This is a genomic window from Pseudalkalibacillus sp. SCS-8 (assembly GCF_040126055.1).
GTDB classification, from domain to species: domain Bacteria; phylum Bacillota; class Bacilli; order Bacillales; family Fictibacillaceae; genus Pseudalkalibacillus; species Pseudalkalibacillus nanhaiensis.
The window spans coordinates 2,897,468-2,916,790 of sequence record NZ_CP143541.1 but is presented as its reverse complement, the minus strand read 5'-3'; the positions used below and the strand labels follow the sequence as shown (position 1 = coordinate 2,916,790).

Below are 19,323 nucleotides of genomic sequence, written 5' to 3'. Positions count from 1 at the left end.
GAGGGGTTTAATGGATAACAAGGACCTACATACGTTTCATCGGAAGTGCGCAGTCGATTTATTCAATAAAGTATGGGATCTTATGGAGAATGACAACCGGACACAGGTAGATGATGTGAATATGATTCATTCCTCCCATGCTTCACGTTATCATTGGGGAATCGTTGGAGAACCAGTCAATCTTGCTAGAGGAGAATGGCAAATTTCAAGAGTATATTCACTTCTTGAAGTTCCAGAAAGAGCGACGTTCCACGCACAGTTATCTCTTGAGCACTGTAAAGAAAACGGGATCGGAGATTTCGATTTGGCATACGCTTATGAAGCATTGGCTCGTGCATCCTTCGTAGCTGATGATCAAACAAAATTCAAGGAATACATGGAACTCGCCGTCGCTTCTGGGAAGGAGATTAATAAGAAGGAAGACCGGGAAGTATTTGAGAACGATTTAAAATCCTTAAATGAAGTAATGGCATAAATGTTAGAAAGACCATGAGGCAATCCCTTTTATGGTCTTTTTTAATTCATTGGATTTAACTCCTGTTTGACAAGCGATAGAAAATCCCATTACAATTCACTTACATGACATGTTACCGTATCATCACATAAAAGTGAGGTGTTTGAAGTGACTGAAAGAGCTGATGATTTATCCATTACCTTTAAAGCATTAAGCCATCCGATAAGACGTCAAATTCTTGATGCTTTAATCCATGGGCCGATGTCAACAGGAGATCTCAATGAAAAGTTTCCTGATGTTACCCGGTATGCGGTAATGAAACACCTCGGAATGCTCGAAAATGCCAACTTGATTACCATTCGGCGTATAGGGAGACACCGCTTGAATTATTTGAATGCTGTTCCATTAAGGGAGATATACAATCGGTGGGTGAATAAATACGAGTCTTTTGATGCACAATCTCTTTTGTCGTTAAAAGAAAAGTTAGAGCAAGATGACGGGAGGAATATACAGATGGAAAATGGTCTAAAGCAGGATACATTTCAAATTGAGCAGGAAATTACGATTCATGCCCCTAGAGAAAAAGTCTTTCAAGCCTTGACCAAGGATATCAATCAATGGTGGGCCTATCGGTTGAAACAAGATGGTGATTCCACCTTGACTTTCGAGCCTGAAGTCGGTGGACGATTCGTGGAGCGATGGGATGACAATCATGGCGCATTATGGGGAGTCGTCACGTATATAAAAGCACCTGAGGAAATTCGCTTGAATGGTTTACTAGGTATGAAAGGGGCGGTCAATAGCGCCTATACGTATCAGTTGGAGGAAAAAGGAGAGGACACAATACTGAAGCTTTCCCATCATGCACATGGACTTTTGGATCCTAACTGGCGAGATGCTCATGACGATGGTTGGAAAGAGTTGCTTGGTACCTTCTTGAAGGAATACGTTGAAGAAGGAAAGCGGCCTGAAAAATAACGAAAAGGGATTGACTGAGTTTTTTCAGATCAATCCCTCTGTTTATTTGGTTTAAGGTTGATCTTCGATAAATTCAAGGTCAGGAATCCACCGGCTCATATGTTGCTTGATTTCAGCATAGGCGTTTTTCTTATCCTCTAACTGATACATCGGGTGTACAACATATTGATGATCGACGTAGGTGGCAAGGAAAGATGGATCCTTCAAACTGATGGTCGTTTCGTCTCCTTCAACCACTTTCTCAACGTTGATTTCAATAATTCCCCCGATATCTTTAAAATCTCCTTTTTGACCTGACCAGAAATTACCCAGTGAGTAGATGACAAACGTCTTCCTACCATCGGATTGTGTAATCCATTCTGGTGGCTGTAACACATGGGGGTGATGTCCGATGATGATATCAGCTCCTGATGAAGCTGCAATGGAAGCGAGATATTTCTGACCTTCATTCGGAAGTCGTTCATATTCATTTCCAAAGTGTAAGCTTAATACGACCACATCGGAAATTTTCTTTGCTTGTTCAATTTCGAGTTTGATCCGTTCCACATCGATTAAATTGACGAGATAGGACTTACCATCTGGAACTGGTATTCCGTTTGTTCCATATGTAAAGCTTAAGAATGAAAAACGGATATCATTGGCTTCCATAATACGGATTTCAGCTTGGTCCTCTTCTGAACGATAAGCTCCTGTGTACGCCATGCCAATTGAATTCCAATGATCCAAAGCATTCATGATTGCCTGTTCACCTCGGTCAAGCGTATGATTATTGGCGAGCGTGACGATGTCAACTCCTGCCTCTTTCAATGCGGTTCCTACTTCTTGGGGACTATTAAACCTCGGATAGGTAGAAACACCGATTGCACTTCCGCCAATCATCGTTTCTTGATTGGCCATGGTCAGGTCTGCGTTTTCAAGATAGGTTTTCACATGTTGGAGCATCGGGGTAAAATCATATTGTTGGACTCCTGTAACGGCTTTATTGTATACACGTTTATGTATGAGGACATCGCCAATTGCCCTTAACGATGCTGAATGGACTATTTTTTCGGGTTTTTGTTCTTCATCATCTTCTTCTTTATGCGGTTCTGTACTTTCAACCTGGCTGTTGCCGACTTTTGGCTCTTCTGGCTGCTCTGGTTGCGTGTCTGTGAAGCGCCCAGTTGTCATGAGAAAGACGAATGCCAGGGTCAAAGAAATGACAATGAGTGAAAAAATTGTTACTTTTCTCATAAAGTTCCCCCCTTCACTTCTAATTGTAGACCTTTTTTCGTCATTATCTACCTCTAATTTTGTCGAAAGCATATGAAAGTTAACTCGGTTTGTCGAAACCATTAAATAAGGCGCATGAAATATGGTTCAGTATGTATTAGGTGCATAAAAAAATGTTTGTCACCAGACCTTAAGGTGGACAAACACTTTATTTTTTTATGTCAATAAATGAACAGATTTCCTCACTTACCTCCATCGGAATCTCCTCAGGTAAGAGGTGCCCTGCATTATCATACACCTTAAGCTTTGCATCGGGTAAATCATTCACCATCCGTTCTCCAACGAGAAGAGGAATGACACGATCATGGCGTCCCCATAGCAGGAGAACAGGCGGTTTAATCTCCTTCATTTCTTCAGGGAGCATATCTCCTTCCCGGTGTCGGAGCACTCTGATCAGAGCATGAAAAATCTCTTGGTCACTGAAAGGCTGAGCATAACCGTTGATCAGTTCGTCATCAATTAATTCGGGATCATGGACGACGGTCAAAAGATTATCCCTTACTCCCTTCTTACTTACCCAACGCTTGATAACATGGACGAAGAATGGAAGATAGGAACATCGAACGATAAAGGAACTCGGACGCTTCAAGTAACCAGAACATCCGATCAAGATTAATTTCTTGATTCGTTCAGGACCGAGCCGTGCTGCATGCATCGCAACTTGTCCTCCCATTGAATGACCGATGATATACGCATTTTCGATTTTCATGTCCTCGATAAAGTCAAGGATCAATTGGCCATAATTCTTTAATGAATATTGGAATGTCCTTGATTTTTCGCTTTTTCCGAAGCCAGGTAGATCCACTGCATAGAGATGAAAGTGGTTTCTTAACAATGGAATCAGCTTTCGAAAACTGAAGCATGAACTCAAGAAACCATGAATCATGATGAGGGATGGAGCAGCTGGATTCGGATGTGGATAATGTTCATAGTACAATTTCGTATTTTGAAGGACGGTCTCTTTGGCTGGATGATCTTCATGAACAGCAGAAGTCATGATTTCCATTATTCTTCACCCCCTTGATCACGTTATTTAGACTTCTACATAGGTTTCCTTATTAGGATTTCCAACTGTTTAGCTGTCATGTAGTTAATTCCTGACAAAAAAGGGCGCATTTCTGTTAAAACCCCTCTTCCGTTTTTCAGGGTAGGTACATATTTTATTATGAAGAATGATAAGGAGGTTTAGGGGAATGCCTCAATACTACGATAACGAAGAATATGACTTCGAAGCGAATGCTGACTACACCGATGACAGACCAGGTTGTTATCCAAAACCATACCCACCTTGTCCACCTGCTCAAGCGCCTCAACAGGTTGCTGGTGCTCAAACACAACAGGCTCCACAAGCAAATTTGCTGTACTGTATGCCTGTTGGTCAGGTAGCAGGAGCACAATCACCATCCTTGGTCGCAGGTGCACAGAGTCCATATAATGCCTCACCATATGGAGGATATCCAGGTTATCCGCCATATCCTTACTATGGTGGATTCGGATATGGATGGGTCTGGGCTGTAGTCGTCATTCTCTTCATCTTATTGATCATTGCTGGATTCTGGTGGTGGTCATGCTACGGAGGTTTCCGATAAGGAACCTGACTCTGAAGAAAGGGCTTGGTTTTCAATCTCAAGCTCTTTTCTTTAGGGTATGACAAAATCGTACAAGCGGGCGTTCGCCTTGAAAACACTTGTTACCTGATCATAAGTTTTACTTGTTTTCGCAAAATTTGGGTAAACTGTTACATAATTCCCTACTAATGGAGGTAAATTATGCACTCTCGACAAACCGTCATTTACATTTGTGAAGAATATCCTAGTGGAAACAGGTATTACTATAAAAAAGAACTGATTACACATGATTCTTGGATGAATCCGAAATCACTGGAGTGGTCAGCACCACGTCCAATTTCTGAAAAGACGTTCATTGAAAGGGCTCGGGCAGGTTACAGGACCGAGTATCGCAAAATCAATAAGCCGAAGGCGAAGGTTTATCCGTTTCCTCGTCCGGAGCATCGTTGTTACCCTTATTTTCCGAATATGAGATGGCGTTGATTAAGGTTCAATTGGTAATGAAATGGGTTTTCGAATGGTTCATATGTGGAACATGAATGTATAACAATTCAAAACTGGGAATGGGAGGAATGTCTAACATGGAAAACTATCGCATAGCGAAAGATACCCTAGGAGAAGTAAAAGTCCCTGCAGATGCTTATTACGGTGCCCAAACCCAAAGAGCCGTTGAAAATTTTCCGATAAGCGGTTCACGTCTGCCTCGTGCATTCATTCGTGCCCAAGCCATCATTAAACGCTCCGCAGCGGTATCCAACCGAGATACCGGTGAGCTTGAAGAGAGTAAAGCCAATGCAATCATTCAAGCAGCGGAAGAAGTAATGGATGGTAAGCTGGATGACCAATTCGTGGTCGATGCTTATCAAGCAGGAGCCGGTACCTCTCAAAATATGAATGCAAACGAGGTCATCGCCTCACGTGCGAGCGAGATCTTAGGTGGCGAAAGAGGGGACTGGAAGAAGGTCCACCCAAATGATGATGTCAACATGGCCCAATCCACAAACGATACAATCCATGTCGCCATCAATATCGCTGTTGCAGAGGAGCTTCATCGTAGCTTATACCCAGCTCTCGAGAAAACGATCAAAGCTCTGGAACAGAAAGCGGAGGAGTTTCAACCGTATATCAAATCTGGTCGTACCCATTTGCAAGATGCAGTGCCGATGCGTTTAGGACAATCCTTTGAAGGTTATGCGCAAAGCTTACGGAATGCATATGATGCAGTTAAGATGGCCGAGCCGTTCCTCTATGAAATTGGACTAGGAGGAAATGCTGTCGGGACGGGCATCAATTCCCATGCTGAATATAGCGATCGTGCCATTCAAGCAGTGGCTGAAACCACTGGTTTGCCTTTTAAGCAGCCTAAGAACCGTTTCAGTTTTATGCAGAACACAGGAGCAGCCATTCGAGTCAGTCATGCCCTCAAAGAAGCAGCCATTCACTTGATTAAGATATCAAGTGACTTCAGGCTCCTTAGCTCCGGCCCGCGAACAGGCATTGCAGAGCTAACCTTGCCTGCCGTACAACCAGGGTCTTCCATCATGCCGGGTAAAGTGAACCCCGTCATTCCAGAAAACCTTTATATGATTTGTTCACAAGTGATTGGAAATGACACCTGTGTATCAACAGCAGGTATAGGGAGTCAATTGGAAATCAATCCTATGATGCCGATTGTCGGTTACAACGTCCTTCACTCCATCACCATCTTATCGAATGGAATGGATACCTTTACAGAACGTTGTATTAAAGGAATTGAGCCGAACGAAGGCAGAATGAGTGAATTGATGGAGAAGAGTCTAGCTTTGGCGACAGCACTGAATCCGAAAATAGGTTATGAAAAGGCTGCAGAAATTGCGAAGGAAAGCTTTAAATCAGGGAAAACAGTAAGAGAGATTATCCTTGAGAGGGAGATCTTGACAGAAGAAGAGGCAGATGATCTGCTCGACCCAGAAAACCTTGTATAACGAATGGGGAACCCGCATGGAATATACTTATTCATGATTTTTAAGTGAAGGAAATTCGGGACCTTGATACAGCTTGGATAGAGGTGTCTGACTTGTACCTAAGGTCAGCCCTCTTGTTTTATACTTATTACTTAATGTGAAATGAAATTATTTTATGATATTTTTTGAAACAATGTAAAAAGACACTCGTCTAATCCTAGTGATATGATTTATAATACAAGAATGGACAAAAACTCGATGTTAGAACAACTAGAGTAGGAATTACTTCGTAAGAAGGAGGCAATTTAGATGTGTGGTTTTGTCGGTTATGTCTCAGATCATCAAATTGAGGCAGAAGACCAGGAAATTAAGCAATTGAAGAAGATGACCGATGTTATAACACATAGAGGCCCAGATGATGAAGGGCATTTCTATGATGAGCATATACGATTTGGTTTTAGAAGGTTGAGCATTATTGACCTTGAAGGTGGAAATCAACCCTTATCCTATGAAAACGAGCGTTACTGGATCATATTCAACGGTGAAATTTATAATTACGTTGAATTGCGTAATGAGCTTATCGAAGAAGGTTACGAATTTGAAACAAGCTCAGACACAGAAGTGATCCTGGCAAATTATGTTCGCAAAGGTACCGATTCGATAAAAGACCTCCGTGGTATGTTCGGGTTCCTTATTTGGGATAAAGAAGAGAAGGTTCTTTTCGGAGGACGAGATCCTTTCGGAATCAAACCATTCTTCTATTTAGAAGAGGATGGCTTGCTTTATTGTGCCTCAGAAAAGAAATCTATCTTATCACTAAGGGAAAAAGACGAAGTTGATCCAGAAGCGCTTCATCACTACCTTACTTATCAGTTCGTTCCAGAACCTGCCACGATGTCCGTAGGCATCAAAAAGCTTGCACCTGGTCATTTTTTCACAAAAAGACCGGGCGAAAAGATGAACGTTCAATCCTATTGGCTGCCTAGTTTCAGAGCGAAAGCAGCACCGATGGAGCGGATCATCAAGGATATCCGAGAAGTGATGAGAGATTCTGTTAAAGTACATATGCGCAGTGACGTTCCTGTCGGAAGTTTCTTATCAGGCGGAATTGATTCAAGTGCGATTGTAGCTTTAGCAAGTGAGATTAATCCAAATATTAAAACGTTCACCGTCGGCTTTGAACGTGAAGGGTTCAGTGAAATTGATGTTGCAGTTTCAACAGCTGCAGCGTTGAATGTTGAAAACATCCATTACATCGTTAAACCAGAGGAGTTCATCAGTGAACTACCTAAGATAATCTGGCACATGGATGATCCAGTCGCAGATCCGGCCGCAGTCCCGCTCTACTTCGTATCACGGGAAGCTCGGAAGCATGTGAAGGTCGTCCTTTCCGGAGAAGGTGCCGATGAATTATTCGGAGGTTATACGATCTACAATGAACCAAATTCCTTGAGAGGGTATCAATCTCTGCCTTTAGGACTTCGTAAGTGGTTTAAGAAGTTATCCGATCTTCTACCTGAAGGGACGAAAGGTAAGAGCTTCATGGAGCGCGGAAGCATGCCATTGGAAGAACGTTATATCGGGAATGCGAAGATGTTTACGGAGCAAGAGAAAGAGCAGCTTCTGAACTCATACAACCCGGAGTGGAACTATCAGCAGGTGACAAAGCCGTTATACGATAATGCAAGAAGCTATGCAGATGTTCATAAAATGCAATACGTTGATATGCACACTTGGTTACGTGGCGATATCCTTGTCAAAGCGGACAGGATGACAATGGCGAATTCATTAGAACTAAGGGTTCCATTCTTGGATAAGGAAGTTTTCAGGGTTGCTTCACAAATTTCACCTGAGGATTCCGTGACAAACGGTACGACCAAATACGCATTGCGAGAAGCGATGAAGGGTATCGTACCTGATTCAGTCCTGCATAGACGTAAGCTTGGATTCCCTGTTCCAATTCGTCATTGGTTGAAGAATGAGATGTACGAATGGGCGAAAAACCTGATCAAGCAAAGCCCGACTGATGCTTATCTTGATAAGAATGTAATCCTCAATATGTTAGAGGCTCATCGTACGGGTAATATCGATTATAGTCGTAAAATTTGGACCGTCATCATCTTCATGATTTGGCATCAAATTTACGTTGAAGGACTATACGATTTTGATGACTTGAAGCTTGAACAATATAAAGAAGAAGTTGAAAGCGAAAAAAAACAAGAGTTGAATATCGCGACAACTTGAAAACGTAATTAACTTGAAAACGTAATTAAGGAAAGCCATCGGAGTCCCGGTGGTTTTCCTAATGACTACTATCCGGCTTTTTGTATAAATAGGGTATGTGTGTTATACTGTTAAAGTTAAAAAATATGTAGGAGTTGTTACTTGTATGAAATACGAAGTTGGAAGCACAGTTGAGGGGAAAGTCACTGGGATCAAACCGTTCGGTGCGTTTGTTGCCCTAGATGATGAGCATCAAGGCCTTGTTCACATTTCTGAGGTTTCTCACGATTACGTGAAAGATATAAATGATCACCTTTCTGTCGGCGATACTGTCGAAGTGAAAGTTATGAACGTAGAAGAAAATAGCGGTAAGATTTCCCTTTCAATTCGTAAAACTCAAGCTGCACCTGAACCGAAGCAACGTCCTCGTCGTCAGCGCCCAGCTCAAAAAGAAAACACACAAGGATTCAATACACTTGAAGACAAGTTGAAGAGCTGGTTGAAGGAATCAAATGACCGCCAGGCACAGCTTAACAAGCGTCTTAAGAAATAAATAACGTTCAGGGTAAAAGCAGCCAAAAGGCTGCTTTTTTATTTTATAACAGCAAAAAACCTGAGCCGGTTCCAGCCCAGGTTTTCTCTTCACTATAATCCAGTTACGTCAATTCGCTTCGGTCTTCTGTACTTAACTCTTCAGATGGTTTGAACAGTAAAGTCAGGCAGTAGAGACCACTTAGTCCAACCAATCCATACACAAGTCGTGCCAAAGCAGCATCTTGTCCTCCAAAAATCGCTGCTACAAGATCGAATTGGAAAAAGCCGATAAGTCCCCAGTTGATTGCACCGATGATGACTAACACTAAAGCTGTACGTTGAATTGCACTCATGTTGTTTCCTCCTTTTTTTAAGTGGAAGATTTTACTTCTTTATTATTTTGGAATATGATGGTTCTTTTTATACATAGCTCACTTAAATATGGTGGTTTATAATCAAAATACTTTACTCAGATTCCTTCTTTTCGAGATAATAACAGTATCTGATTTTTAGAGGAGGATACGCATGGATTCATTTGAATTTCAAAATCCTACCAAGTTGATTTTTGGTGAAGGACAAATACAAGCTTTAGATACAGAGGTTCCTCAATACGGTAAAAACGTACTGCTCGTTTATGGTGGGGGAAGTATTAAAAAGAATGGCATATATGATCAGGTAATGGAGAGGTTGTCAACGATAGGCGCAACCGTGACAGAATTATCCGGAGTAGAGCCGAATCCACGTCTGACAACAGTACGTAAAGGAGTAGAGCTTGCTCAGAAGAATAATGTGGATTTTCTTCTAGCAGTCGGAGGCGGTAGTGTCATTGACTGTACCAAAGCCATTGCTGCAGGGACGAAATACGATGGTGATGTTTGGGATCTTATTACGAAAAAGGCTGAGGTGAAAGATTCTGTACCGTTCGGAACAGTCTTGACTCTTGCCGCGACGGGTTCAGAGATGAATGCTGGATCTGTTATCACTAATTGGGAAACGAATGAGAAATATGGATGGGGCAGCCCGTTTAACTTTCCAAAGTTCTCCATCCTTGACCCAGTGAATACATTCACAGTCCCTAAGGACCAAACGGTTTATGGGATTGTCGATATGATGAGCCATGTCCTGGAATCCTATTTCCATCCGGCAACCAATACAAAGCTTCAAGAACGCATGGCAGAAGCGATTCTCATGACCGTCATGGAAACTGCCCCTAAATTGCTTGAAAACCTTGAAAGCTATGAGCATCGAGAGACCATCCTATACAGTGGAACAATGGCATTGAATGGTACCCTGCAAATGGGTGCTCGCGGTGATTGGGCATCGCACAACATCGAACACGCGGTTTCTGCGGTGTATGATATCCCTCATGCAGGTGGGCTTGCGATCCTGTTCCCTAACTGGATGAGACACAATATCGAAGCGACTGAACCGAAGCTGAAGCAGCTCGCCGTAAGGGTATTCGGGATCGACTCCGAAGGTAAGTCTGATCGTGAACTTGCGCTTGCAGCAGTTGATAAACTTTCGGAATTCTGGACTTCACTCGGTGCACCGAATCGTCTCGCCGATTACGACATCGACGATTCGAAGCTTGAACTGATCACTGATCGAGCAATGGCAAGAGGACCATTCGGAAATTTCCGTAAACAAGAAAAAGAAGATGTGAAAAGCATCCTGGAGATGTCCCTATAAAAAATGTATACTGCACACCCGCTTTAGGCGGTGTGCAGTTTTTTTATCAGCTGTATCGTGGGTCGATTACTTTTGACTCCCAAGTTTGCACAATTACATACGAAAGCGTTTTATAAAGCGTCATGACGGGAATTTTCCTGTTGAATAACTGGAATGAATGGAGGGGTACAAGTGCAACACTCATTAATACGCTCAATTTGGACTGGTATGTGGAAATGGCATCATCAAGCGAAAGATTTATTGATGCTGTCATCCTCCCAATCCGGCTCTACCGCAAGATCGTATACAAACCAAAGCACATCGAATCAATCCGACCCAGGTCCGTCGTATGACAAACGGAAGGGTATGGGGCTGATCCTTGGTCCACTCTTATTCTTGGCGACACTGCTGTTCTTTCGTCCCGAAGGTTTGTCGGATGAAGGATTGGCCGTTCTTGCGAGTACGATTTGGATTGCTACCTGGTGGATTACCGAGGCAATCCCTATTCCGGCGACCTCATTATTGCCTTTAATCTTATTTCCGCTAACAGGAGGGTTGAGCGGAGACCTCACAGCTTCATCTTATGGTGATAACACGATTTTCTTATTCATGGGTGGTTTTTTAATTGCGCTGGCTATGCAAAAATGGAATCTCCATAAGCGAATCGCCCTTTCCATTATTGCGGCTATTGGTACAAGTACAGAAAAAATCATATTGGGCTTCATGGTGGCAACAGGATTCCTTTCCATGTGGATCTCGAACACTGCCACGTCGATGATGATGGTTCCGATTGGTATGGCGGTCATCTACCAGGTTTCTGAACAACTCAAGAAAGAGGGTAGTGAATCGACAGACGTCCATAAGTTCAATTTTGGGAAAGCCATCATGCTAGGAATTGCGTATAGCGCGTCCATCGGAGGTTTAGCAACACTCATTGGAACACCGCCTAACACAATTTTTGCTGCCGTTGTGAAAAGTACGTACGGCATTGAAATCTCATTCGCTAGATGGATGATGTTCGGTGTACCGATTGTCATTGTTATGCTATTTGGAACATGGTATTACCTTGTCAAACTCGCTTTCCCAATGAAGCTAAGGGAGCTTCCAGGAGGAAAAGCGGTCATAAAAAAGGAAAAGAAAGCGCTCGGTCTTATGAGTATTGAAGAAAAAATCATCATGGCGATCTTTTCATTAACTGCTTTAGCATGGATATCCCGTTCATTTGTGCTTTCGGAATTAAACCCGAACATCAACGATACGATTATAGCGATGACCGCAGCGATTATCCTCTTCTTAATTCCATCCCTTAACAAAAAAGGTGACTTCTTATTGGATTGGAATACTGCGAAAGGACTTCCGTGGGGTATTCTACTCTTATTCGGTGCTGGATTGGCAATTGCGACAGGCTTTCAAGAATCCGGTTTAGCCGAATGGATCGGGAAGCGTTTAACAGTACTTGAAGGAATCAATCTATTCTTGATCCTTGCCATTGTAGTCGCTCTCGTTATATTCTTAACTGAAATTACATCCAATACAGCGACAGCAACGATGATGTTCCCAATCATGGCTTCACTGGCTTCGGCATTAACGGTCCATCCATATACCTTGATGATTGGAGCAGGTTTTGCGGCAAGCTGTGCCTTCATGTTGCCTGTTGCTACACCGCCTAACGCTGTCGTTTTCGGCTCAGGATATTTGAGAATCCCGGATATGGCAAAAGCAGGTTTCTGGTTGAATGTTGTGTCGGTCGTCATTGTGACGCTTGCGATCTACTTCTATATGCCTTTGATTTGGGGAATCGATGTAACAAGCTTCCCTGATTCTTTTAAATAACTTGACGTAAGAAAGAAGGTGTGAGCTTTTAACTGAACAGCCACCTTCTTTTTTATCACATGGCTCTGTTAAAGAATGTTGTTGATATAGAAGCTTCAGGCGGACGCTTTCCGCGGGCAACGCTGGAGTCGCCGCCCTACGCTTCTATTTCTTTAAGTAAGCCTATCACATAAGGATGACGCAAATGGATAATCATAAACCATATCAAAAGCAGGATCGTCGTTTCTGGCAGATCATTCTTGCCCTGACGATTGCGTCCTTGTTGAACTTTTCAACCTTGTACATTTTTCAACCGTTGCTCCCTGTTTTTGTTGATACATACAACATTACCGCTACGGTCTCAAGCTTTCTCATGTCCGCATCTGTTGTAACGATGATGGTCGGCTTGTTCGTGCTTGGTTTTTCAGCGGATCGGTACGGTCGAAAAACCATCATGATCCTCTCACTTGTTATGACAGTCCTGACCTTAATTCTCATTCCTTACACAACAAGCTTTACACTGATTGTCATCCTTCGCCTCATTCAAGGTTTTTTTCTTGCAGGAATTCCTGCCGCAGCCATGGGTTACCTCGGAAACATGATTGCTTCTCAACACCTAGGTATGGCCATGACATTTTATATTGCAAGTAACGCACTTGGAGGTATGGGAGGTCGGGTGTGGGGAGGGTTTAGCGCAGACCAATGGGGTTGGCAATCTTCTTTATTCAGTTTAGGTGGATTTGGAGTAGCCGTGACAATTGCGTTCATGGTCTTACTCCCGACAGAACCTCCCACAACAACCCGTCGTGTTTCTTTAACCTCCGACCTGAAAGGCATGCTCATTCATCTGTTGGATAAAAGGCTGATGCCACTTTTTCTTGTAGGGCTTTTGTTGCAAGTCCTATTCACTGCAGTTTGGACTTACCTGCCGTTTTATTTGAAAGGAGACCCGTTCAATTGGTCCCTTAAATGGATTTCGTTCACGTATTTGGCATACGTGCTCGGAGTGCTTGCTCCTCCGCTTGCGAGTCGTTTTTCGAACCGGTATGGCCTGTCTCGTGTCATGATTGCAGGTTTGTTATTCCTCGGTCTAGGTACATGGATTACTGCTATTCAGAGCGGTTTCATTATCGTGTTCGGTTTAACATTGATTTGTACAGGGTTTTTTATTTCTCATTCGATGGCAGCTGCACTGGTGAACCAGACGGCAACGCATCACAAGAGTGGCGCATCAAGCTTTTATCTGATCAATTATTATTTAGGTGTCGCCATCGGAAGTACCGCAGTCGGAAAGCTATGGGATCTTTTTTCCTGGACCGGTATTCTGAGTACGAGTTTATTGCTGATTATCGTCCTGTTATTTTCACCTTTTTACAAAAGAATGGACGATTTGGCGAAGTAACCGTTTACATTCGTCAAGAAGCTTGCGTTCGATTTTTCAATCCGATAAAGTGAAAATGAACATCAAAACAGATGGAGGGTTAACATGTCATCCACAATTCGATTTGATTATACAAAAGCTTTGTCATTTATCGGTCAGCATGAAATTGACCAATTCTCTGATCAGGTGAAGACTGCACACGACGCCTTACATAATAAAACGGGAGCCGGAAATGATTTTCTAGGCTGGGTCGATCTTCCCGAAGAGTACGACCGTGAAGAATTTGCACGTATTCAAAAAGCTGCAGAAAAGATAAAAGCTGATTCGGATGTCCTTCTTGTCATCGGAATTGGAGGTTCTTATCTCGGCGCTCGAGCAGCGATTGAAATGCTCAATCACTCCTTCTACAACATGGTAGGGAAAGAGGACCGAAACGCACCACAAGTCATCTTTGTCGGTCATCACATCAGTTCTACCTATGTGCAGGACCTGTTCGATGTATTGAAGGATAAGGATTTTTCAATCAATGTCATTTCGAAATCCGGAACGACAACTGAACCAGCGATCGCTTTCCGCGTATTCCGTAACTATATTGAAGAAAAATACGGAAAAGAAGAAGCACGGAAGCGGATTTATGCAACGACAGATCGTGAGAAGGGTGCATTGAAATCATTGGCGGATCAAGAAGGCTACGAAACCTTCGTCATCCCTGATGATGTTGGTGGCCGCTACTCCGTCTTGACAGCTGTCGGCTTGCTTCCGATCGCTGCTACAGGCATTGAAATTGAAGAAATGATGAAGGGTGCTTCTGATGCCCGCCAGGCCTATGACAATCCGAACCTGTCTGAAAATGAAGCATATCAATATGCAGCTGTCCGTAATGCGTTATACAACAAAGGGAAGACGACCGAACTCATGGTGAATTACGAGCCGGCCCTACACTACGTTGCAGAGTGGTGGAAACAGCTTTATGGAGAGAGTGAAGGGAAGGATCACAAAGGGATTTTTCCTGCAGCAGCTGATTTTTCAACGGATCTGCACTCTCTAGGCCAATATGTACAGGAAGGTCGTCGCGATCTATTTGAAACGATCCTGAATGTGGAGAAGCCTCGTAAAGAGTTGACGATCGAAGAAGATGAAGGAAACCTGGATAATTTGAATTATCTTGCAGGTCAGACGATGGATTTCGTTAATCAGAAAGCATATGAAGGGACTCTTCTTGCCCATACCGATGGCGGGGTACCAAACCTAGTATTGAACATCCCTGAGCTGAATGCTTATCATTTCGGCTATCTCGTTTATTTCTTCGAGAAGGCTTGTGCAATCAGTGGTTATCTGTTGGGCGTAAATCCGTTCAACCAACCAGGTGTTGAGGCATACAAGAAAAACATGTTTGCCTTGCTGGGTAAACCAGGATTTGAAGATTTGAAAGAAGAACTGGAAAAACGTTTGAAATAACAAAAATGACGAGGGTGATCGAAATCGGGTCACCCTCGTTTTTTTATTTTCATGAAATCCAAATGGAGTGGACACGCTAAGGATAGATGAATGGAAGGGAGAATAGACAATGCGTCAAATTCATTCGAAATTAGAAGGAGAAAGATATGAGCTCAATGAGCTTGAGTATGCCCTGAAACCTCTTGGGTATGACATCGGCGGGGGATGGGAGTATGATCATGGTGCTTTTGACTACAAGCTTGACGATGAACAAGGCTATATGTTTCTTCGGCTCCCATTCAGTGCCGTGAAAGGTGAGCTCGATAAGAACGGTTGTATCGTCGAACTTGGGACCCCTTATCTCTTGCATCATGTCTACCAAAGAGGCCTGGATGACAATGTTTCTGTATGGAATAAGACAGCCTCGTTGAACCAATTCTCAGAGCCCCAAGACCCGGATGGATCCATTGATGAAAAGTGGGTTGAAATTGGTGAAAAGATGGTCAAGAACCTCGAAGATCAATTACTTGATTAAACTATTTTATTGAACAAGTTCGTACTAACGATTGTGGAGGTGTGGATGATTTTTTCTGCACCAGCCCGTTTCGCATTTTCACATTGTGTCGCTGTCAATATCTCGACGACTGTCCGAGCAGTCGGGCTCATGCCACAAACGGCGATAATGGTCAGGATAGCGTCCATATCTGATTGCTCTTCGCTCACTTCGTTGTTCGCTGTAATGACGACAGTGTGGGCAAATCGAACATTCGCTTTTTCCAGAACCTGATCCTCATACGCTTTACCATGAACGAAATGAATTTTCCCATTCGGAAAGGGATTCCTTTTTACAGTCCGATCAATTAATACAATATCTTGCTCCGGGTTTTCATGATGCAGCTGGCCAACCAAGTCCTTGGACCTTTCGTTATAACCGACAATGACAATATGTCCATTCTTTCGATAGTGGACCTCTCCATCCACCAAGGCATTCTGACGTTTGACTGTATAAGTGGCAAACTGCGTGAAAAAATAAGTGATGAATGCCGTACCTGAAAAGATCAACAGGATCGTGAGAACTTTCCCCCAGAAGGTTTGAGCGACCAGATCGCCATATCCAACAGTGGATGCGGTAACCACAGCCCAATAGATGCCATCAAATACCGTACCGAACTTGTTCGGCTCAATGTTATGCATGATGATCCCGAATAAAAAAAGGACCGTAAAAACGATGATGACTAATCGTAAGAATGTCGGTAGTCGGAGATAATGTAAGGCAATCGCTCTCATATGAATTCACCTTTGTCCAATCGTGTCATTATCAGCAGTATAACCATATCTTATCGGATAGAAACTTTTGTGAAAGGAGGGGACGAAAATGAGAAAAAGACCCTTCGGTGTTTATCTTGTCAATCTGTTCATGGGCATTATTGAAGCACTCATCTTATTGCGGATTATCCTCAAACTTTTCGGCGCGAACCCATATACACCGTTTGTCCAATGGATCTACAACATGACGATGCCTTTGTTATCACCGTTCCGAAACATCTTCCCATCGCCTGTGATCCAAGGGCGTTATGAATTGGAGCTTACAAGTATTTTCGCATTAATTGTCTATGGCTTTTTATCCTATTTCCTTGTCCAATTCATATTGATGTTGAATTCTGGTGGTGACGATCGGAAAAGGTGAATGATTTGGTTCTGATACCGAGGATTCGTATAATAAAGGGAAACAAACGCTAGGATGGAGCGGTTCCTGTTGATTAGCTTAAGAGTGAATGCAGATGATTTCGGGTATTCGAACGGGGTCAATTATGGAATACTCGACACATACAAGTATGGGATCGTCAATTCGACGACGATGCTCATGAATATGCCTGGGACTGCACATGCAATCCAGATTGCGAAGGAAAATCCGGATCTCTTGGTCGGGATTCATTTGACGTTGACGTGTGGTAGCCCACTCACAAAGTCCGTTTCATCTTTAACGGATAGCGACGGCCAATTCCGAATGACAAAAAGCATGGAAGAATACGCGTCGATCAAGCTTGATGACGTGGAAAAAGAATGGGAAGCGCAGATCCATTCTTTTTTAGAGACTGGACTTATGCCTTCCCACCTTGACAGCCATCACCATGTCCATGGACTGCCTCGTTTACTGCCGATCGTGAAACGCTTATCTGAGAAATATCAATTACCTGTGCGGAATGTCTTTACGGATAGAGATGTTGATCTCAGCTTGTTGACTGATGTGTTCTTCTCGGATTTTTTTGGAGAAAATGTAACTGTCCGTTATTTCAAAGAGCTGGTGAACCGTGTTGAAGATGGCCAATCAGTGGAGGTCATGTGTCACCCTGCTTACCTCGATCAATACGTGCTGTCCAACTCCTCATATCAGGAGAAAAGGGTAGAAGAGTTGGACATTTTGACTAAAGTAAAGCTAAGTGAAAAATTCAGGTTTATTTAATACGATTTCAATAAATCGAGAACTTGTTTGGAATTCTGATTGATTTGAGTCAGGATCGTTTTCGAAGCTTCGTTTACCATATCGTTCTTGGTCACTTCTAAGACTTCCTTTGCCATATCCACATCACGGATCATCGATTCAGAAGCAACAAGATTCAGTTCACTATTGCTGACATTTTCTAAAATGTGTTCCAGCGCGTTTTGATAAACCCCGAATTTCCCTCTTGCAGCTGCTACAATTTCCAACGCATTATCAATCTGTGTTAATGAAGTGCGAATAAGACTTTGGTTTGTGAGATTCACGTTTTCAATACCTAAAGCAGAGGTTCGAGAATCAAATAATTGAACAGAGAACGTGTTGTTTGAATTGGCACCTACCTGAAATTTTAAAGTAGGCATCTCACTACCCTCTGTTGTGGTACCAGCATCTGAAACGATTGTAGTCGCAAGAGAAGACAATTGTTCTGAGAAGCTCCCGTTAATATCCATGAATGTTCCATTCGTTGGCTCGGTCAATCTTTGCAGCTGTGTATATGGATTATTCGTGCTGGACTTATTATCATTACCGACAACATGAAGCTTGATATTTTTGCTTTTCAATTCATCCGCTACTTGATCGATATCGTATATACTCTGACCGTCTCCACCATCACCGTCGATCGCATTATCGTGTACAGGTGCATCTGTAACCATTACGAATTGTATGGACGCTCCTTCTCTAAACGAATAGCTTAGAGCACCTGAGCTGGTGTCTTTAATCCCTTCTAAGCCAGATTCCTCCCAGTCACCTCCGCCAACTACACGAATGTCAGAGAGATACGTTTTGAACGTGTTGACATCACTGACAAATTCTTTTTTCGCGATACCGTTTCCGTTTTCAGAGGGAGAGACATCACCATAAGTCACAAGACCTAGTTGGACATCAATTCCCTTTGAGGCAATTCCGTCTACGAAATCCGTGATGTTGTTTTTTACATTATTGATGGCTGAGCCCATACTACCTGTATCATCGATGATAAAGACGATATCTGTTTTTCCACCGGTGATTTTAGGTGGTGTTTTGATGATCGGCGTTCTAAGAAGCTTGATCTTGTTGAATTCCGTCTGATGTGCCGTTTCATCTATGCCCTCTTTAATTTGGTCTACTTCCACTTGAATTTGTTGGCGGTCAAATCCGGATAACGTATCGTTCGAAGCTTGGATTGCAAGCTCCCTCATCCGTTGGAGAAAGGGGTTCTGGATCTTTTCTAGACCACTGTCAGCTAACTGCAAGAGTGAGATCCCATCCTGGATGTTTCTCTGTGCCTGTTGGAGTCCACGGATTTGTGCTCTCATCTTTTCAGATATCGCCAATCCTGCTGAATCTTCCCGAGCCTTCGTTATTCGGATTCCGCTACCCAACTTCTCCATCGCATACGTCGACTTTTCTACATTTTTTCGCATAGTATTGACTGTATGTAAGGCTGAAATGGTATGGTTCATCATACGACATTAGTCTCCTTATATGTTCTTATTCTTTATATCGGTAAAATAATTGCCCTCTTATAGCGATATGGGTGAAAAAAGTCCTATTTATTTCGAGGGTAGGCA

At 42.9% G+C, this 19,323-nt stretch carries 19 protein-coding genes; 14 read left to right on the top strand and 5 right to left on the bottom strand.

Annotated elements, in window-relative coordinates:
• Positions 1-10 precede the first annotated feature (10 nt).
• Both V1497_RS15125 and V1497_RS15120 read left to right on the top strand, forming a co-directional pair.
• Positions 11-475, top strand: a complete 465-nt coding sequence (locus tag V1497_RS15125) for a hypothetical protein (protein ID WP_349408354.1) — start codon at positions 11-13, stop codon at positions 473-475.
• A gap of 147 nt (positions 476-622) precedes the next feature.
• Complete coding sequence (locus V1497_RS15120; RefSeq protein ID WP_349408353.1) at positions 623-1,432, top strand: SRPBCC domain-containing protein; 810 nt, start codon at positions 623-625, stop codon at positions 1,430-1,432.
• Between the two features lie 51 nt (positions 1,433-1,483).
• On the opposite strand, the gene V1497_RS15115 is transcribed toward V1497_RS15120, so the two are convergent.
• On the bottom strand, positions 1,484-2,665 hold the full coding sequence (locus tag V1497_RS15115) for a CapA family protein (RefSeq protein ID WP_349408352.1): 1,182 nt from the start codon (positions 2,663-2,665) through the stop codon (positions 1,484-1,486).
• A 187-nt stretch (positions 2,666-2,852) separates the two neighbouring features.
• Positions 2,853-3,710: an alpha/beta fold hydrolase gene (locus V1497_RS15110; RefSeq protein WP_414703572.1), complete on the bottom strand. Its 858-nt coding sequence runs from the start codon at positions 3,708-3,710 to the stop codon at positions 2,853-2,855.
• 187 nt (positions 3,711-3,897) lie between these two features.
• Between V1497_RS15110 and V1497_RS18720 the strand changes: the two genes are divergently transcribed.
• From V1497_RS18720 to yugI, 5 genes are all read left to right on the top strand, one after another.
• Positions 3,898-4,293, top strand: a complete 396-nt coding sequence (locus V1497_RS18720; protein WP_414703571.1) for a hypothetical protein — start codon at positions 3,898-3,900, stop codon at positions 4,291-4,293.
• 180 nt (positions 4,294-4,473) lie between these two features.
• Entirely contained in the window at positions 4,474-4,755 is a 282-nt protein-coding gene (locus tag V1497_RS15100) for a hypothetical protein (RefSeq protein ID WP_349408351.1), read from the top strand.
• Between the two features lie 98 nt (positions 4,756-4,853).
• Entirely contained in the window at positions 4,854-6,236 is a 1,383-nt protein-coding gene (locus V1497_RS15095) for a class II fumarate hydratase (RefSeq protein ID WP_349408350.1), read from the top strand.
• A 288-nt stretch (positions 6,237-6,524) separates the two neighbouring features.
• Positions 6,525-8,459, top strand: a complete 1,935-nt coding sequence (gene asnB / locus V1497_RS15090; RefSeq protein WP_349408349.1) for an asparagine synthase (glutamine-hydrolyzing) — start codon at positions 6,525-6,527, stop codon at positions 8,457-8,459.
• Positions 8,460-8,604: 145 nt separating this feature from the next.
• Positions 8,605-8,991 carry a S1 domain-containing post-transcriptional regulator GSP13 gene (gene yugI, locus V1497_RS15085; protein ID WP_349408348.1) on the top strand — a complete coding sequence of 129 codons (387 nt, stop codon included), beginning with the start codon at positions 8,605-8,607 and terminating at the stop codon, positions 8,989-8,991.
• A 103-nt stretch (positions 8,992-9,094) separates the two neighbouring features.
• On the opposite strand, the gene V1497_RS15080 is transcribed toward yugI, so the two are convergent.
• Positions 9,095-9,325, bottom strand: a complete 231-nt coding sequence (locus V1497_RS15080; RefSeq protein ID WP_349408347.1) for a DUF378 domain-containing protein — start codon at positions 9,323-9,325, stop codon at positions 9,095-9,097.
• 172 nt (positions 9,326-9,497) lie between these two features.
• On the opposite strand from V1497_RS15080, the gene V1497_RS15075 reads away from it, so the two are divergent.
• From V1497_RS15075 to V1497_RS15055, 5 genes are all read left to right on the top strand, one after another.
• Entirely contained in the window at positions 9,498-10,661 is a 1,164-nt protein-coding gene (locus V1497_RS15075) for an iron-containing alcohol dehydrogenase (RefSeq protein ID WP_349408346.1), read from the top strand.
• A gap of 207 nt (positions 10,662-10,868) precedes the next feature.
• Positions 10,869-12,473, top strand: a complete 1,605-nt coding sequence (locus V1497_RS15070; protein ID WP_349410843.1) for a DASS family sodium-coupled anion symporter — start codon at positions 10,869-10,871, stop codon at positions 12,471-12,473.
• Positions 12,474-12,657: 184 nt separating this feature from the next.
• Positions 12,658-13,854: an MFS transporter gene (locus V1497_RS15065; protein ID WP_349408345.1), complete on the top strand. Its 1,197-nt coding sequence runs from the start codon at positions 12,658-12,660 to the stop codon at positions 13,852-13,854.
• Between the two features lie 84 nt (positions 13,855-13,938).
• Positions 13,939-15,291 (top strand): glucose-6-phosphate isomerase, encoded by a 1,353-nt coding sequence (locus tag V1497_RS15060; RefSeq protein WP_349408344.1) that lies wholly within the window; start codon positions 13,939-13,941, stop codon positions 15,289-15,291.
• A 109-nt stretch (positions 15,292-15,400) separates the two neighbouring features.
• Positions 15,401-15,805 carry a YugN-like family protein gene (locus tag V1497_RS15055; protein WP_349408343.1) on the top strand — a complete coding sequence of 135 codons (405 nt, stop codon included), beginning with the start codon at positions 15,401-15,403 and terminating at the stop codon, positions 15,803-15,805.
• Here V1497_RS15055 and V1497_RS15050 read toward each other — a convergent pair.
• A complete protein-coding gene (locus V1497_RS15050) occupies positions 15,802-16,557 on the bottom strand; it encodes a potassium channel family protein (protein ID WP_349408342.1) in 756 nt (251 codons plus the stop codon). The two genes, V1497_RS15055 and V1497_RS15050, sit on opposite strands and share 4 nt — an antisense overlap.
• A gap of 88 nt (positions 16,558-16,645) precedes the next feature.
• Between V1497_RS15050 and V1497_RS15045 the strand changes: the two genes are divergently transcribed.
• Together V1497_RS15045 and chbG are read left to right on the top strand one after the other, a co-directional pair.
• Positions 16,646-16,957 carry a YggT family protein gene (locus V1497_RS15045; RefSeq protein WP_349408341.1) on the top strand — a complete coding sequence of 104 codons (312 nt, stop codon included), beginning with the start codon at positions 16,646-16,648 and terminating at the stop codon, positions 16,955-16,957.
• 69 nt (positions 16,958-17,026) lie between these two features.
• Positions 17,027-17,734 (top strand): chitin disaccharide deacetylase, encoded by a 708-nt coding sequence (gene chbG, locus V1497_RS15040; RefSeq protein WP_349408340.1) that lies wholly within the window; start codon positions 17,027-17,029, stop codon positions 17,732-17,734.
• Here the strand turns inward: chbG and V1497_RS15035 are convergent.
• Positions 17,731-19,218 (bottom strand): flagellin, encoded by a 1,488-nt coding sequence (locus V1497_RS15035; RefSeq protein ID WP_349408339.1) that lies wholly within the window; start codon positions 19,216-19,218, stop codon positions 17,731-17,733. The genes chbG and V1497_RS15035 overlap by 4 nt on opposite strands.
• Between the last annotated feature and the right edge of the window lie 105 nt (positions 19,219-19,323).

Coding starts and splice junctions, on each gene's coding strand:
- V1497_RS15045 (WP_349408341.1), top strand. CDS start 16,646: ATGAGAAAAAGACCCTTCGGTGTTTATCTTGTCAATCTGTTCATGGGC.
- V1497_RS15050 (WP_349408342.1), bottom strand. CDS start 16,557: ATGAGAGCGATTGCCTTACATTATCTCCGACTACCGACATTCTTACGA.
- V1497_RS15080 (WP_349408347.1), bottom strand. CDS start 9,325: ATGAGTGCAATTCAACGTACAGCTTTAGTGTTAGTCATCATCGGTGCA.
- V1497_RS15095 (WP_349408350.1), top strand. CDS start 4,854: ATGGAAAACTATCGCATAGCGAAAGATACCCTAGGAGAAGTAAAAGTC.
- V1497_RS15110 (WP_414703572.1), bottom strand. CDS start 3,710: ATGGAAATCATGACTTCTGCTGTTCATGAAGATCATCCAGCCAAAGAG.
- V1497_RS15115 (WP_349408352.1), bottom strand. CDS start 2,665: ATGAGAAAAGTAACAATTTTTTCACTCATTGTCATTTCTTTGACCCTG.
- yugI (WP_349408348.1), top strand. CDS start 8,605: ATGAAATACGAAGTTGGAAGCACAGTTGAGGGGAAAGTCACTGGGATC.
- V1497_RS15035 (WP_349408339.1), bottom strand. CDS start 19,218: ATGATGAACCATACCATTTCAGCCTTACATACAGTCAATACTATGCGA.
- V1497_RS15055 (WP_349408343.1), top strand. CDS start 15,401: ATGCGTCAAATTCATTCGAAATTAGAAGGAGAAAGATATGAGCTCAAT.
- asnB (WP_349408349.1), top strand. CDS start 6,525: ATGTGTGGTTTTGTCGGTTATGTCTCAGATCATCAAATTGAGGCAGAA.
- V1497_RS15100 (WP_349408351.1), top strand. CDS start 4,474: ATGCACTCTCGACAAACCGTCATTTACATTTGTGAAGAATATCCTAGT.
- V1497_RS15125 (WP_349408354.1), top strand. CDS start 11: ATGGATAACAAGGACCTACATACGTTTCATCGGAAGTGCGCAGTCGAT.
- V1497_RS15075 (WP_349408346.1), top strand. CDS start 9,498: ATGGATTCATTTGAATTTCAAAATCCTACCAAGTTGATTTTTGGTGAA.
- V1497_RS15065 (WP_349408345.1), top strand. CDS start 12,658: ATGGATAATCATAAACCATATCAAAAGCAGGATCGTCGTTTCTGGCAG.
- V1497_RS15070 (WP_349410843.1), top strand. CDS start 10,869: ATGTGGAAATGGCATCATCAAGCGAAAGATTTATTGATGCTGTCATCC.
- V1497_RS18720 (WP_414703571.1), top strand. CDS start 3,898: ATGCCTCAATACTACGATAACGAAGAATATGACTTCGAAGCGAATGCT.
- V1497_RS15060 (WP_349408344.1), top strand. CDS start 13,939: ATGTCATCCACAATTCGATTTGATTATACAAAAGCTTTGTCATTTATC.